Here is a 12913-nt window from a genome sequence, read left to right as displayed (position 1 = left end):
CTCCGACGCTAGGGGCGATTTCCGGCGGCGGCCCCGGATCACCGGCTCACGTCAGGGAATCGTCACAACTACGCGGCACCGCCGGAGCGAAGATCAGCCGAAACCGGATACGGTGTGCCTATGGAACGGAGCGCACAACGGCTGGGCCGCGCACTGGTGGTCATCGTGGACGATCGGGTCGCCCACGGCGAACACGAGGACAACACGGGACCGCTGGTCACGGAGCTGCTCGAAGAGGCCGGATTCATCGTCGACGGCGTCGTCGTGGTCGAGGCCGAGACGGCCGCGATCCGCAACGCGCTCAACACCGCGGTGATCGGCGGCGCCGACCTGGTGATCACCGTCGGCGGCACCGGGGTCTCCCCGCGCGACCGCACTCCCGACGCGACGGCCGGTGTGCTCGACCGCCCGATCCCGGGTATCGGCGAGGCACTGCGCGCGTCCGGCCTCGCCGCCGGCGCGGTGGACGCGGGCATCTCCCGCGGGCTCGTCGGTGTCTCCGGCAGCACGCTGGTGGTCAACCTCGCGGGTTCACGCGCGGCCGTCCGCGACGGCATGGCGACGCTCTCGTCGCTGGTGCCGTACGTGATCGACGAGCTGTCCGGTCTCGAAGAGGCCTAGCTCTTCAATGAGGCCTAGTTCTTCGGGGCGGGTCCGGGCTCTGTCCCGGGCTCGCCCTTTTTGTCCTGGTGCAGCACTCCCTCCACCTTTTCGGTGACCTGGCCGATCTTGTCCTCGAACCGGCCACCGGTGACCTTGTTCGCCCCGGCCGACGCCGCCGAGACACCCTTGGCCGCGACGTCGCCCGCCTTCTCGGCCAGCGGCCCGGCCTTCTCGCGGACTTCGCCCGCGACCTCTTCCGCTTTGTGGATGGCCTGGGCGGCCAGCCCCTTCGCTTTGTCGACAATGCTCATGCGCTGATGGTCCCACCGGTCGGCGGACCTCGCGACCGGTGCGAAAATGGACGTCATGCCAGGTGAAGACGAGGACAAGCGATCCGCCGCGGCGGCGAAACGACGGGTCGACGAGATCTTCGGAGACGTCCTGCCGGACACGACCTCCGACGAGCGAGAGCCGGGGCAGTGCACCCCGGACTCCGACTCGTGGTTCCTGGAGAACCGGCCGCCTCATCACGACCGGTGAACCTGCTCAGCTCGCGCGGTTCTGCTGCGCGCGCAGCAGGTCACGGATCTCGGTGAGCAGCTCGACGTCGGTCGGCTCCGCCGGGCCTGCTTCCTCGCCACGCTTGCGCCGCTCCTGGACGTGCTTGACCGGCAGCACGATCACGAAGTAGACGACGGCCGCGACCAGCACGAAGTTGATCGCCGCGTTGATCACGCCGCCGAAGTCCATGAACGTGGCGTCGTTCTCGGACAGGATGTTGAACCCGAGCCCCTTGGCGGCGTCCGACCCGCCGATGGCGTTGATCAACGGTTTGATCAGGCCGTTCGTGAAGGCCGTGACGATCGCGGTGAACGCGGCGCCGATGACCACCGCGACCGCCAGGTCGACGACGTTCCCGCGCATCAGGAAGTCCTTGAAACCCTTGAACAAGACGCTCTCCTCTTCACCTGGGACGGTTCGCCGACCGTCCCTTTCCGTACCGGGGGGACGCAGGCGCCCGCCGCCATAGGGCAGGCGCGAGCTAGCGGAGGGTAACCGTTATGGACCGTTCCAGCGAGGTGGCCGCGACACGTGTCGCGATCGCGGAAGGCAGGGAAAGCAGCACCAAAGGTCCCTTGCTCCCGGCGCCGGGAGCAGTCGGATCACGGGCGCCCTGTTCGCCGACGGCGGCCACGACAGCCATGCTGGCCAGCACGGATGCTTCACGCCCGGCTTCGGCGGCCGCGACGACGTCGACCCGCCGGCCCGGCCTGAGCAGCTCCGCGACCCCGGCGTCGGCGAGCCTCACCGGGACAGTTGAACTCTCGGGATCACCCGATCCGGGGATGGCCGCGTCCAGCAGGCGGGCATCGGTCAGCGGTTCACCCGCCCGCGCCGCACCGACGAGCAGCCGTCCCTCCACCGAGGCGGGCAGGCCGGTGGCGCCCTGTGGACGGACGTCGTCCGGGACGTTCACGAGCTTGAGGTCGACGGCGCGCAGCACCGACCCGGCCGGGAGGTCACGGGCGGAGACCACGGTCGCGGTGCCGGGCACACCGCGTGCGGACTCGGGCAGGAAGAGCGCGACCAGGCCGCTGAGCAGCAGGGACAGGGCAAGCCAGCGGCGCAGCAGCCGCGCGGGCCTGCCGTGGAGTCTTCGCAGGACGGGCAGATCGTGGAGCACGGGATTCCCCCTCGTCGATCGGTGTTGATCTCGACGCTAGGGGCGGCACGCGGCCCTGGAAAGAACGAAAACCCCCGGCTGTGGATAACCGGGGGCCTGTGGACAACTCGGGACGTCAGGAAGCGGCGGCGGCCGTTTTCGTCGTACCCGTGGAGGAGGATGCCGCGCTCTTGGTCTCCGGCTTGGACTCGGTCTTCGACTCCGACTTCGTCTCGGTCTTGGCCGGGGCCGAGGTCGTGTTGGCCTTCGAGTCGCGCGAATCGTTGCGGTAGAACCCGCTGCCCTTGAAGACCACGCCGACCGAGCTGAAGACCTTGCGAAGCGGGCCCGAGCACTGCGGGCACACGGTCAAGCTCGCGTCGGAGAACGACTGCACGGCCTCGAAAGCGTGGTCGCATTCCTTGCAGGCGTATTGGTAGGTGGGCACTGCTGCTCCTTCGTGCATTGGCACTCAGCCGACAAGAGTGCTAACGCCTAACGGTACCGGGGCATTCCGACGCAGGTCAAACAAGGTTTCCCAAGGTCACATGAGGACCTGGTCACGCCCGCTGTTCCGTACCTGTTCCGTGCCGGGCCGAGATCGGTGGCGGCGGCTCGGGTTTCGCTACTCGGACTGGTGAAGTGACGTCATCACTTGGATGGTTCGGGCGGATCCGTCTTGTGAAGGGTCGATGCAGTGATTTTGCTGGGGCTGGATGGTGGTATCCGGGCATCGAGCGGGGACGGAGCGAGATTATGGGCAAAGTGCTGGGCGGGCTGTCCGTGGCGGCGTTGTTGCTGGCAGGCACGATGGCGGCGGCGCCGGTCGCGACGGCCGCGCCGCGATCGGTGTCCGACTGCGTCGACTACGCGGTCGACGAAGGAGGGGCCGCCGTGACGATCGCGTACAAGGCCTGCACCGACGACAGCATACTGGGCTGCTACCGGATCTTCCGGGATCATTACGGCCGCCAGGCGTGGGCCCTGGAGGCATGCAAGCGCAGGGTCTAGTAGCGGCGGCGGGTCAAACGCCCGGTGTGCCGCGATCGGCTCTGCTCAGGGTGCGGCCGGGCGTTCTCCGAGTGTGCGATCCCGAGGTCACCGCATGTGGGTGAGGGTGGCGGTGAGTTCCTCGCGGCTGGACACGCCGATCTTGCGATAGATCGCTTTCAGGTGGTCGTTCACGGTGTAGGGGGAGAGGCCGAGGCCGCGGGCGATGTGTTTGGCAGGCAGACCTTCCAGTACCCGTTCGATGACGGTGGTTTCGCGGGGTGTGATGCCGTACCACGCGGAGACCGCGGAGAGCAGGTCGGCGCCGGCGGCTTGAACGGTGATCGCCACGTCGCTCTTCGGCGTGCTGTCGAGGACTTGGCCGCTCAGTACCAGCCAGCCGAACGACGCCGGGACGCGGCTGACGGCCTGACGGCCCGGCCGCCGGGCGAAGAGGGCGATGTTCAGCAGGGTGTTGGGTAGCTCGTCGTCGCCGATCGCGAGCTCGTGCAGCAGGTCGCGCAGCAACGTCTCCGCCGTGGGAGTCATCGCCTTGACCCTGTTGCCGTCGCCGACGATGACCACGCCGGGCTGTGTCGTCCGGAGGGCGCCGCGCGGCGGTTTGGCGGTGACGAATGCCCGGAGCGAGCAGGCGAGGGGTTCGGCCAAGTGGGTGGCGAGCTTGGCCTCGACGCCGGAAAACGGTCTGGCCCCTCGTTCCCTGAGCAGGACCAGCCCGCCTCGCGGTACGCCCCGACGGGTCAGGGTGAGGCACAGTTGGCTCCCGAATCCTTCCGAAGCCATCGTGTCGTGCAGATGGGTGTTGAACCGCTCGTCGGTGAAGCCGGAGCCCAGCACGTGGATCCGGCGACGGAACATGCCGAAGAGGGGGTCGCCGGGGCCGGCGTCGGCCAGTTCGACTTCGAGCCGATGGCGGGTCCGCGGGGTGAAGAAGTGGTGCCTGGCCATCAGGCAGCTCGCACCGGTGACGGGATCGAAGCCGATAAGCAGATATCCGTCGTGCGGTACGAGCCGCCCGATCTGTGCCGACAGCACGATACCCAGCTCGGACATCGAAGTGGCGTGTCCCGCTCCCCAGGACAGGCCTTTGGTGACCGATTCCAACGAGCTCATCGAGCGATTATGCACCGCACCGGGATCGGTGCCGAATGAATTGTCCGCCGGGTCCGGCACGTGCGGTGCCGGACCCGGCGTCCACTAGAAATTCCAGCGCTGGCTCACGGCGCCATTGCAGTTCCAGCTGACGAGGAGCTGACCGTTCTCGGGTCGGCCGGCGAGGATGTCGAGACATTTCTCGGCTGCTCGATTGCGGATTTCGCTCCCGACCCGATACCACTTCTGGCGGGGCTCGCTGTTGCAGTCCCACATGCTCACCGAGCCCTGGTCGCCCGGGTGCCCGTTGTAGATCTCCAGGCACTTGCCGTTCAGATCCGAACGGATCCGCTCACCGTCCCAGCTCCACCGCTGGTTCACGTTGCCGGTGCAGTTCCAGGTCACGACGGAGGCACCGTTCTCCTGGTGGTACATGAAGATATCGGCGCACTTGTTGTTCAGCGCGGACTTCAGCTCACGCCCCGCGGCCGACGCCGGTGATCCCGTCAGTGCACCGCCGCCCAGCAGGCCGATGGTGGCCAGCAGTGTCACGATACGAGTCGATTTTCTCATGGTCTCCCCTTTGTGAACGCCTCCGGAAGGAGTACTTCGGACAGGTCGATTTTGGTCCGGAAGACGATCCGGCGACATCCCGAGGTTTGGGGGGGTGGACAGGGGTGGCGGATTTGTTCGAGCTGTTTTGCCGAAGTATCGGAAAGTAGTCGTCGACGAACGCCGGTGAAGTTTCCTAAGCTCGGCGATGTCGTGCCACGCCGGAGTGCGGGAAGGGCGGTCACCATGTCGGAACAAGATCCTTTCGGCGGCAGGAATCCGACCAGTCACGAGCGCATGACCGGCCTCCCCTGGGATGCGTCGTATGGCGAAGGCCCGGCCCCCTGGGATTTCGGCGGACCCCAGCCGGCGGTCGCCCGCGCGGCGGGAAGATTCACCGGCACGGTGCTCGACGCGGGCTGCGGTTCGGGCGAGAACGCGCTTCACCTCGCGTCGCGAGGACTTTCGGTGGTGGGCGTCGACGTCGCCGAGACGGCCCTCGCCATCGCACGGCGGAGGGCGCGTGAACGCGGGCTCGAAGCGGAGTTCCTGGCGGCGGACGCGCTTCACCTGGAGCGGCTCGGGCGGCGGTTCGACACGGTGCTCGATTGCGGGCTCTTCCACGCCTTCGACGAAGACGAGCGCGTCGCGTACGTCAAGAGCCTCGAAGCGGTCACCAAGGGGACGCTCTACATCCTGTGCTTCAGCAACGGTGAGAACGCCGGGCCGCACCCGGTAAAACGCGAAGCGCTGACAAAGTCCTTCGGGGCAGGATGGCGCGTGAAGACCATCGTGGAGGAGCGCGTCCGGACGAGGTTCCACGACGAAGAGGGTGCTCCCGCGTGGTTCGCGACGATCGAAAGAGAGCCGTCGGATGAGTGAACTGCGAGATCTGCTGGCCGACGTCGCCGCCCGCGTCGCCCGCTACCGTGAGGACGTCGCCGACGTCCCCGTCTTCCCCGAAGACACGACGGGCGTCCGCGAGAAGCTCGGCGATCTGCCCGAGAAGCCCGTCCCGCCCGCCGACGTGATCCGGCGACTGGCCGACGCCGTCGAACCGGCGCTGGTGGCGAACACCGGGCCGAGGTACTTCGGTTTCGTCACCGGTGGCGCGCTCGACGCCGCGACCGCGGCCGACATGCTGGCGACCGGCTGGGACCAGCCCGCGTTCAACCAGATCACCTCGCCTGCCGCCGCGATCGTCGAGGAGGTGGCGGGCGGATGGCTCAAGGAGGTCCTCGGCCTGCCGTCCGGCGCGTCGTTCGGCTTCGTGACCGGCGGGCAGGGCGCGAACACGGTCGGCCTGGCCGCCGCCCGGCATCATCTGCTGGCGCGGGCCGGATGGGACGTCGAGCGCCGCGGCCTGCACGGGGCGCCGCCGCTGCGAGTCGTCGCCGGCGAGGAGCGGCACGCGACGATCGACCGCTCACTGCGCTTGCTCGGCCTGGGCACCGACGCGGTCAAGCCGGTGCGCGCGGATGGGCAGGGCGCCATCGACATCGCCGAGCTCGAGAGGACGCTCGACGGGCCCGCAATCGTTTGCCTCCAGGCCGGAAACGTGAACACCGGCGCTTTCGACGACTTCGCCGCCGCGACGGAGATCGCCCACCGGCACGACGCGTGGGTCCACGTCGACGGTGCGTTCGGGCTCTGGGCGGCCGCCACTCCCACGCTCAGGCGATGGACCAGGGGGCTGGAAGCGGCCGACTCCTGGGCGGTCGACGGGCACAAATGGCTCAACGTCCCGTACGACAGCGGCTACGCGTTCTGCGCCCACCCCGAGTCGCACAGGGCCGCCATGGCGCTGACCGCCGCATACCTGACCGGCCAGGGCGATGGTGGGGTGAGAGCGCCGGGCGACTTCGTGCCGGAGTCCTCCCGCCGGGCGCGAGGATTCGCGACGTGGGCCGCGCTCAGCGAGCTGGGCCGCGACGGGATCGCCGAGATGGTCGACCGATGCTGCGCGCTGGCCAGGAGGTTCGCCGAGAAACTCGACGCGTGCGAGGGCGTCAGCGTCGTGAACGACGTGGTGCTGAACCAGGTCCTCGTCGCCTTCGACGAGGAAACGGATCGCGTCGTCGAAGCCCTCCAGCGGTCAGGGGAGTGCTGGATGGGCGCGACCACTTGGCACGGACGGCGCCTGATGCGCATCTCCGTGTCGAACTGGAGCACGACCGAAGCGGACGTCGATCGCAGTGTCGAAGCGATCCAGGCGGCACGGAAGAGCGATCAGGAATCGAGAAGCGTCGAGGACCGGTCTCACCTAGCGTGACCGTCATGGACATCGCCATTCACGGGAGCTTCCTCCCGCAGACCGACCCGGAAGCCGCACTGGCCTTCTACCGCGACCTCCTCGGCTTCGAGGTGCGCAACGACGTCGGCTACGACGGCATGCGCTGGCTCACCGTCGGCCCGCCGGGGCAGCCCGTGTCGATCGTGCTGCACCCGCCCGCCGTCGACCCGGGTATCACCGAGGACGAACGCAGAGTGATCAGCGAGATGATGGCCAAGGGCACCTACGCGGGGATCCTGTTCTCCTCCGACGACCTCGACGGCCTCTTCAAGCACCTGCAGGAGGCGGGCGCCGAGATCATCCAGGAGCCGACGGACCAGCCGTACGGGCTGCGCGACGGTGCGGTCCGCGACCCGTCCGGGAACCTGATCCGTATCCAGCAGCGCGTCTGACGTCATCGGGTGCGGGCGCGGACGTGGATCCGCTCGCCCTGTTCGCCGAAGAGGCTGAGCACCTCGACCCGCCCGCGGCCGGTGGCGCCGAACCAATGCGGCGTCCGGCAGTCGAACTCGGCGGCTTCGCCGGGACCTAGCACGACATCCTGGTCGCCGAGCACGAGCCGCAGCCTGCCTCGCAGCACGTAGAGCCATTCACGGCCGGTGTGCGTTCGGGTGCGGGGTTCGTCGTCGCCCGCCGGGATCGTCATCTTGTAGGCGCGGGGCCCGTCCTCGTGCCGGGTGAGCGGGATGAGCACCCGGCCGTCCGAAGGCGTTTCGAGCACTCTCGGTGAGGCGACGATCTCGTCGACGCGCAGGCCCAGCGCGGCGATCACCGGCAGCAGCAGTTCGAGGCTCGGCTTGCGCTGCCCGGATTCGAGACGCGACAGGGTGCTGGTGGAGATGCCGGTGGCGCGGCTCAGCTGCACCAGCGTCGTGCCCTTCTTCTCCCTGGCGCGGCGCAGGCGGGGCGCGATCAGTTCGATCGCCGCGGTGACGGCGGGCTGGCTCTCCATAGCGCCAGCAGAGCAGTTCGTCCCGGTTCCGGCAAAGTTCTTTGCCGAAACAGCCAGAATCTCCCGATGCTGGCGCCATGATCGAGACGAAACGCCTTCCCGCCGGGGTCTACCTCCTCGCCTTCAGCCTGTTCGCGATGGGGAGCGCCGAGTTCCTGATGGCCGGGGTCCTGCCCGCGGCCGCCGCCGATCTCGGCGTCTCCCTGTCCTCCGCGGGCGCGCTCATCACCGCGTTCGCCCTCGGTGTCGTCCTCGGCGGTCCGCCGTTCGCCGTGCTGAGCCTGAAATGGCCGCGGCGTACGGCGTTGATGACCACACAGGCCGTCTTCGCCGCCGCCATCGCCGTCGGTCTGCTCGCCGACGACTACTGGATCCTCCTGGTCACCAGGTTCGTCGCCGGTCTCGCCTACGCCGGCTTCTTCGCGGTCGCCGCCGTGACCGCGATCAGCCTGGTGACCCCCGATCGCAACGCCCGCGCGTCCGGCGTCGTCGTCGCCGGGCTCAGCGTCGCCATGGTGGCCGGGGGACCGGTGGGCACCCTGCTGAGCAACCTCACCGACTGGACCGGCGGCTTTTGGGGCGTCGTGACGCTGACCCTCGTGGGCGTGGTCGCGTGCGCCATCGGCCTGCCCGCCACCGCGCCTTCGTCGGAACCCAGCCTTGCGGGGGAACTGCGCGCCATGCGGACGCCACGCCTTTGGGGCGTCTACGCGATCACCATCCTGAGCACCGCCGCGTACATGGTGTCCTTCAACTACCTGGCGGCGATGCTCGCGGACGTCCTTCCCGCGGTCTGGATCCCCGCGGTCCTCGCGCTGTTCGGGATCGGCGCCTTCGCCGGACTGTCGATCGGCGGCCGGATCTCCGACCGCCGCCCGCGCCACGCGCTGCTCGGCGGTGGCGCCGGTATCGCGGTGTTTTCGGCGATACTCGCGCTTTTCGCCACTTCCGTCTGGGTCGTCGTGCCGACGGTGTTCCTTCTGGGCGTAGCGGCCTTCGTGCTCAATCCGGCGCTCTACGGACGGGTCTTCACGATCGCCGCTTCCGCCCCGACCCTCGCCGGCGCGACCACGGTCTCGGCCTTCCAACTGGGCATCAGCCTCACCCCGGCCTTCGTCGCGGGGGCGCTGAGCCGGGGGGCCTCGCTGACCGCCATCCCGTGGATCGGCGCTGGTCTGGCGCTGGTCACGGTGCTGCTTGTGCTCGTTTGCTAGCATGCGAGCATGGCTCAGGTCGAGAAACGGCAATTCAACGTCTATCTGCCGCCCGACCTCATCAAGCGGGTGAAGCACGCGTCCGTCGACGCCGACGAGTCGCTCTCGTCGTTCGTCGAACGGGTGCTGGAGGAGTACCTGCTGCGGACCAGTGAGGAACGCGAGCGATGAAGATCATGCCGATCCGCTACACTGCGGACGTCGAGGCCATGACGCGGTTCTACGAGGTGCTCGGCCTGCGGACCGGTCCGGTGTCGCGCCCCGGCGGCTGGGCCGAGATGCCCGCCGGGGCCGGGATGCTGGCCATCCATCGGTCGTCCGGCGACGACGTGGGCCGCTGTGAGCTGGCCTTCGAAGTCGAGGAACCGCTGGAGGACGTCGCGGAACGCCTGCGGGCCGCCGGATTCGAACCGGGACCGCCGATGGACGAGGGCTTCGGTCACTCGCTGCGCGTCCGGGATCCGGACGGGGTCTGGGTACAGCTGAACCTGTACGACCGAGATCTCTACACGTGACAGGAGTCCGGCTGGCCGTCGGCATCGTCGCACTCGAGTTCGCGGCCGCCGTCACCGGTTTCGTCGCCTCCACCCTGCTGCCCGTCGTCGCCGCAGATCTCGAGGCGAGGAGCGACCTCGGCCTCCTGATCGCCGGCTCGACGCTGGGACTGTTCGTCGCGCTTCCCCTGGCGAGCCGGGTCCTCGCCCGGCTGGGCCCTCGCGGCACGCTCGCCGCCGGGATGATCGCCTACCTCGGCGGGCTCATCCTGGCCGCGTCGGCGCGGACCGCGTGGATGTTCGCCGTCGGGCAGTTCTCCGCCGGGCTCGCCAGCGGTCTCCTGGCGGTCTTCGGTATCAGCTCGGCGATCCGGCATCTCGACGACCGGCTGCGGATCCGCGTGATCGCGGCCTCTTCGGCGATGTGGATCGTGCCAGCCCTGGTCGGCCCGGCCGCGACCCTCGGCCTGGAACATCTCGTCGGCTGGCGGTGGACCCTGCTGCTTCCGGTGCCGTTCGTCCTTTTCGGACGGTTGCTGGTCGTGCGCGCCGCCCGCGGCGACGCACCCGATGCCGCTTCACGGCCTTTGCTGTGGACGCTGTCGGTGCCGCTGGGAGCGGCGATCGTCGTGTTCAGCGCGGGCTTCTGGCCACTGACGCTCGCCGGGACGGCGCTCACCGTCGCCGGGATGATCGCGATCCTGCCGCCGGGCACCGCGCGGCTCCGGCCGGGAACCCCCGCCGCGCTCGGCGCGATGGTGCTGTTCGCGATCGGCTATTTCGGTGCGGACAGCCTGATCACCGTGCTCCTGACGAGCGGGTTCCACGTGAGCCTCGGGCAGGCGGCGATCGTTCTGAGCGCCGCCCCGCTCGGCTGGGCGCTGACCAGCCTCGTGGCGGCCAAGTTCCCTTCGGCGCGCTTTCCCGTCGTGGGCTTGGGCCTGACCGCCCTCGGCACCGCGGCCGTGGCCTTCGGTGGTTCGTTCGCCACGGCCCTCGTCGCCTGGGCGGTCGCCGGGATCGGCGTCGGGCTCGCTTACCCGGGCCTGTATCTCAGAGCCACGACGGCGGACGCGAGCGGTTTCACCGCCGCCGAGCTGGCGACCGCCGTCATCACCGCGGAATGCGTCGGGCAGTTGCTGGGCCGGGCCGTCGGTGGCGCGCTGAGCTCGTCCGGCACCGGATTGTTGGCCTCCTACGGGCTTTTCGCGGCCGCCCTGGCGGCGGCCACGATCGCCGCGGGGCGGACGACTGCCCGGAAGCAAGACCCTACTTAGGTCGGTCGTGGTCCGGATTTCGCGTACGGCCGTACCCGGGCGGCGTCAAGTGAACCCGGGCGTCGGCCATTCAGGCCCTCCCATACGAAAACCGATGTGCAAACGACGGTGCGCGGCGTTTTTCGGAGAATACTGTCGTAAATTGCGGTGCAGAATTGTGCCGTCGGACATGGTGGCGCTGAGTGATGCGCGCGCGGCCGAACGGGCTAAAAGTTTTTTCCGGCCCTTCTGTGAGATGGCCGAATCGGGCGGAAACGGCGCTGCCCCGGCGTTTTTTCGGGCGCAATCCTCCAATCGGGCGAGGAATTTTCGGTTAGACGGCCTGTATGGCCGTCCTGGCGGGCAGGCAAAGGTCGTGGTAGCGTCGTCGGCGCAAAGTGATCTTGGGGTGGGAAAAACTCAGCGGCAGCAGAACGACCTCTATTTGCATGCGCTTCTTTGGGGAAGATTACTGCGGGGGCTATATTGAACGTGGATCAATGCAGGGCGCTCACGGGCCGGGTGGGCGACGTCGAATACTTCCGATTCGCGGAGTTCGACGAATATCGGCCCGAAGCCGTCGTGGACGTCTTGCGTGGCCAAGTGGCGGGTGTGGTATTCCGGGGTGTGGTCCCCGCGCGGACCCTTGCCTTGCTGACCGAGAGGTTCTGGGCGAGCCCGGCTCGACGGCGGCGTGGAGCGGACGCTCCCGGTCATTACCTCGGTGCCTACCATTATCACAAGACAACGGAAGATTATCTCGCGGAGGCCGCGGAATTCCATGCGGCGCTCGACGCCGTACTCGACGTACCGGACGATCCGGTGGCCGGTCTGAACCAGGGACTGGCCAAGGCGCTCGCGGCCGAGGGCGTCCGGTTCCGGCCCGCCGGTCGAGACGGACGTCAAGCGAGCCGGGTGATCATCAGGTCGTGGCACGGACAAGGGGAATACGCGCTGGCGCCCCATGAAGACCTGGGGCAATGCACCGAACCCCGTCAGCGCGACTTCGAAATCCAGCGTGCGGCCGATCATCAGGTCGTGGCGATGAACATGTGCCTCGACAACGGTTCCGGCGGCAGGCTCGTGGTCTGGAACATCCGGCCGGACGAAGCGAGCAGGCGCAGGCTCGGCCTGCACTACACCGGCTCGCCCTATCCTCTCGAATTACTGGAAGAAGTCGAAGCGGTGCGACTCGACGTCAATCCGGGCGACGTGTACATGTTCAACGGGTCACATGTGCACGCGGTGGAACCGGAGACGAGTTCAGAGAAGAGAAGAATCACGATTTCCGGAATTCTCGGCTTCGTCGACGAGCATACGGTCGTTTCCTGGACCTGAGTTCGACTCAGGGGTTCGCGCGGCGCTCATGACAATGCACCGAGGGGACATGGATGACTTTGAACGATGAGCCGCCCGAACTGTCGGCGGTCGTCAGTGACTACTACCGTTTCATCGACCACGGCAACGTGCCCGCGGCGTTGGCCTGTTTCGCTTCGAACGCGGTGTACCGGCGCCCCGGATATGACGCGTTCACCGGCCTGGAATCGATCGAGGAATACTACCGCCGGACGAGGATCATCAACGCCGGGCAGCACACCATCGAGTCGCTCATCGAAGGGAAGGACGAGGTGGCGGTACGCGGCAGCCTCATCGGCCGTTCGAGAGACGGGCTCGCCCTCGACGTGCGCTTCGCGGACTTCTGGCGTTTCCGCGAGTCGCTGGTGGTCGAGCGCAACACCTACTTCGACGCCGCCGCGGTGTGAACACGCGGGCGATCCGGATC

General features: G+C 68.2%; 19 protein-coding genes. 12 read left to right on the top strand and 7 right to left on the bottom strand.

Annotation, left to right across the window (positions count from 1 at the left end):
* Nucleotides 1-120 precede the first annotated feature (120 nt).
* Entirely contained in the window at nucleotides 121-621 is a 501-nt protein-coding gene (locus tag ACIBTM_RS05005; protein ID WP_005155592.1) for a molybdenum cofactor biosynthesis protein B, read from the top strand.
* 14 nt (nucleotides 622-635) lie between these two features.
* On the opposite strand, the gene ACIBTM_RS05000 is transcribed toward ACIBTM_RS05005, so the two are convergent.
* On the bottom strand, nucleotides 636-914 hold the full coding sequence (locus ACIBTM_RS05000; protein WP_039921525.1) for an Rv0909 family putative TA system antitoxin: 279 nt from the start codon (nucleotides 912-914) through the stop codon (nucleotides 636-638).
* A gap of 55 nt (nucleotides 915-969) precedes the next feature.
* On the opposite strand from ACIBTM_RS05000, the gene ACIBTM_RS04995 reads away from it, so the two are divergent.
* The gene (locus ACIBTM_RS04995; protein ID WP_395875235.1) at nucleotides 970-1143 is read left to right on the top strand and encodes a hypothetical protein; all 174 of its coding nucleotides are present in this window, start codon (nucleotides 970-972) and stop codon (nucleotides 1141-1143) included.
* A 6-nt stretch (nucleotides 1144-1149) separates the two neighbouring features.
* Here the strand turns inward: ACIBTM_RS04995 and mscL are convergent, their stop codons facing one another.
* The 3 genes from mscL to ACIBTM_RS04980 all read right to left on the bottom strand — a co-directional run bounded on the left by mscL (nucleotide 1150) and on the right by ACIBTM_RS04980 (nucleotide 2714).
* Complete coding sequence (gene mscL, locus ACIBTM_RS04990) at nucleotides 1150-1554, bottom strand: large-conductance mechanosensitive channel protein MscL (RefSeq protein WP_395875234.1); 405 nt, start codon at nucleotides 1552-1554, stop codon at nucleotides 1150-1152.
* A 91-nt stretch (nucleotides 1555-1645) separates the two neighbouring features.
* Nucleotides 1646-2287 (bottom strand): SAF domain-containing protein, encoded by a 642-nt coding sequence (locus tag ACIBTM_RS04985; protein ID WP_395875233.1) that lies wholly within the window; start codon nucleotides 2285-2287, stop codon nucleotides 1646-1648.
* Between the two features lie 115 nt (nucleotides 2288-2402).
* Nucleotides 2403-2714 carry an FmdB family zinc ribbon protein gene (locus tag ACIBTM_RS04980; protein WP_395875232.1) on the bottom strand — a complete coding sequence of 104 codons (312 nt, stop codon included), beginning with the start codon at nucleotides 2712-2714 and terminating at the stop codon, nucleotides 2403-2405.
* A 308-nt stretch (nucleotides 2715-3022) separates the two neighbouring features.
* On the opposite strand from ACIBTM_RS04980, the gene ACIBTM_RS04975 reads away from it, so the two are divergent.
* Nucleotides 3023-3277 carry a hypothetical protein gene (locus ACIBTM_RS04975; protein WP_395875231.1) on the top strand — a complete coding sequence of 85 codons (255 nt, stop codon included), beginning with the start codon at nucleotides 3023-3025 and terminating at the stop codon, nucleotides 3275-3277.
* A gap of 87 nt (nucleotides 3278-3364) precedes the next feature.
* Here the strand turns inward: ACIBTM_RS04975 and ACIBTM_RS04970 are convergent, their stop codons facing one another.
* Entirely contained in the window at nucleotides 3365-4390 is a 1026-nt protein-coding gene (locus ACIBTM_RS04970; protein ID WP_395875230.1) for a helix-turn-helix transcriptional regulator, read from the bottom strand.
* An 84-nt stretch (nucleotides 4391-4474) separates the two neighbouring features.
* Complete coding sequence (locus tag ACIBTM_RS04965) at nucleotides 4475-4942, bottom strand: RICIN domain-containing protein (RefSeq protein ID WP_395875229.1); 468 nt, start codon at nucleotides 4940-4942, stop codon at nucleotides 4475-4477.
* Between the two features lie 276 nt (nucleotides 4943-5218).
* Here ACIBTM_RS04965 and ACIBTM_RS04960 point away from each other — a divergent pair, with 276 nt between their 5' ends.
* From ACIBTM_RS04960 to ACIBTM_RS04950, 3 genes are read left to right on the top strand one after another with little or no spacing between them, the layout of a single operon-like run.
* Nucleotides 5219-5803, top strand: coding sequence for a class I SAM-dependent methyltransferase (locus ACIBTM_RS04960; RefSeq protein WP_395875228.1), 585 nt, complete (start codon nucleotides 5219-5221; stop codon nucleotides 5801-5803).
* The gene (locus ACIBTM_RS04955; protein ID WP_395875227.1) at nucleotides 5796-7193 is read left to right on the top strand and encodes a pyridoxal phosphate-dependent decarboxylase family protein; all 1398 of its coding nucleotides are present in this window, start codon (nucleotides 5796-5798) and stop codon (nucleotides 7191-7193) included. The genes ACIBTM_RS04960 and ACIBTM_RS04955 overlap by 8 nt, the downstream gene beginning before the upstream one ends.
* 5 nt (nucleotides 7194-7198) lie before the next feature.
* Nucleotides 7199-7606, top strand: a complete 408-nt coding sequence (locus ACIBTM_RS04950) for a VOC family protein (protein ID WP_395875226.1) — start codon at nucleotides 7199-7201, stop codon at nucleotides 7604-7606.
* Between the two features lie 2 nt (nucleotides 7607-7608).
* Here ACIBTM_RS04950 and ACIBTM_RS04945 read toward each other — a convergent pair whose 3' ends face one another.
* Nucleotides 7609-8166, bottom strand: coding sequence for a helix-turn-helix domain-containing protein (locus ACIBTM_RS04945; RefSeq protein ID WP_395875225.1), 558 nt, complete (start codon nucleotides 8164-8166; stop codon nucleotides 7609-7611).
* Between the two features lie 77 nt (nucleotides 8167-8243).
* Between ACIBTM_RS04945 and ACIBTM_RS04940 the strand changes: the two genes are divergently transcribed.
* From ACIBTM_RS04940 to ACIBTM_RS04915, 6 genes are all read left to right on the top strand, one after another.
* Nucleotides 8244-9380, top strand: coding sequence for an MFS transporter (locus ACIBTM_RS04940; protein WP_395875224.1), 1137 nt, complete (start codon nucleotides 8244-8246; stop codon nucleotides 9378-9380).
* A gap of 9 nt (nucleotides 9381-9389) precedes the next feature.
* Complete coding sequence (locus ACIBTM_RS04935) at nucleotides 9390-9551, top strand: hypothetical protein (protein WP_016337362.1); 162 nt, start codon at nucleotides 9390-9392, stop codon at nucleotides 9549-9551.
* Nucleotides 9548-9895: a VOC family protein gene (locus ACIBTM_RS04930; protein WP_395875223.1), complete on the top strand. Its 348-nt coding sequence runs from the start codon at nucleotides 9548-9550 to the stop codon at nucleotides 9893-9895. The genes ACIBTM_RS04935 and ACIBTM_RS04930 overlap by 4 nt, the downstream gene beginning before the upstream one ends.
* On the top strand, nucleotides 9892-11151 hold the full coding sequence (locus ACIBTM_RS04925; protein ID WP_395875222.1) for an MFS transporter: 1260 nt from the start codon (nucleotides 9892-9894) through the stop codon (nucleotides 11149-11151). The genes ACIBTM_RS04930 and ACIBTM_RS04925 overlap by 4 nt, the downstream gene beginning before the upstream one ends.
* Before the next feature lie 438 nt (nucleotides 11152-11589).
* Complete coding sequence (locus ACIBTM_RS04920) at nucleotides 11590-12468, top strand: hypothetical protein (RefSeq protein WP_395875221.1); 879 nt, start codon at nucleotides 11590-11592, stop codon at nucleotides 12466-12468.
* Nucleotides 12469-12521: 53 nt separating this feature from the next.
* Complete coding sequence (locus ACIBTM_RS04915) at nucleotides 12522-12893, top strand: nuclear transport factor 2 family protein (protein WP_395875220.1); 372 nt, start codon at nucleotides 12522-12524, stop codon at nucleotides 12891-12893.
* Nucleotides 12894-12913 lie beyond the last annotated feature (20 nt).

The organism is Amycolatopsis sp. NPDC049868, from assembly GCF_044461365.1.
In the GTDB taxonomy this organism is placed as follows: Bacteria; Actinomycetota; Actinomycetes; order Mycobacteriales; family Pseudonocardiaceae; genus Amycolatopsis.
Note: the sequence above shows the minus strand (reverse complement) of the source record. Positions and strands in the feature narration are given on the sequence as shown.

What these genes read in the sequence shown, in the direction of transcription:
- ACIBTM_RS05005 (WP_005155592.1), top strand. Translation starts at nt 121, where the DNA reads ATGGAACGGAGCGCACAACGGCTGGGCCGCGCACTGGTGGTCATCGTG.
- ACIBTM_RS05000 (WP_039921525.1), bottom strand. Translation starts at nt 914, where the DNA reads ATGAGCATTGTCGACAAAGCGAAGGGGCTGGCCGCCCAGGCCATCCAC.
- ACIBTM_RS04995 (WP_395875235.1), top strand. Translation starts at nt 970, where the DNA reads ATGCCAGGTGAAGACGAGGACAAGCGATCCGCCGCGGCGGCGAAACGA.
- ACIBTM_RS04975 (WP_395875231.1), top strand. Translation starts at nt 3,023, where the DNA reads ATGGGCAAAGTGCTGGGCGGGCTGTCCGTGGCGGCGTTGTTGCTGGCA.
- ACIBTM_RS04970 (WP_395875230.1), bottom strand. Translation starts at nt 4,390, where the DNA reads ATGAGCTCGTTGGAATCGGTCACCAAAGGCCTGTCCTGGGGAGCGGGA.
- ACIBTM_RS04965 (WP_395875229.1), bottom strand. Translation starts at nt 4,942, where the DNA reads ATGAGAAAATCGACTCGTATCGTGACACTGCTGGCCACCATCGGCCTG.
- ACIBTM_RS04960 (WP_395875228.1), top strand. Translation starts at nt 5,219, where the DNA reads ATGACCGGCCTCCCCTGGGATGCGTCGTATGGCGAAGGCCCGGCCCCC.
- ACIBTM_RS04955 (WP_395875227.1), top strand. Translation starts at nt 5,796, where the DNA reads ATGAGTGAACTGCGAGATCTGCTGGCCGACGTCGCCGCCCGCGTCGCC.
- ACIBTM_RS04950 (WP_395875226.1), top strand. Translation starts at nt 7,199, where the DNA reads ATGGACATCGCCATTCACGGGAGCTTCCTCCCGCAGACCGACCCGGAA.
- ACIBTM_RS04945 (WP_395875225.1), bottom strand. Translation starts at nt 8,166, where the DNA reads ATGGAGAGCCAGCCCGCCGTCACCGCGGCGATCGAACTGATCGCGCCC.
- ACIBTM_RS04940 (WP_395875224.1), top strand. Translation starts at nt 8,244, where the DNA reads ATGATCGAGACGAAACGCCTTCCCGCCGGGGTCTACCTCCTCGCCTTC.
- ACIBTM_RS04935 (WP_016337362.1), top strand. Translation starts at nt 9,390, where the DNA reads ATGGCTCAGGTCGAGAAACGGCAATTCAACGTCTATCTGCCGCCCGAC.
- ACIBTM_RS04930 (WP_395875223.1), top strand. Translation starts at nt 9,548, where the DNA reads ATGAAGATCATGCCGATCCGCTACACTGCGGACGTCGAGGCCATGACG.
- ACIBTM_RS04915 (WP_395875220.1), top strand. Translation starts at nt 12,522, where the DNA reads ATGACTTTGAACGATGAGCCGCCCGAACTGTCGGCGGTCGTCAGTGAC.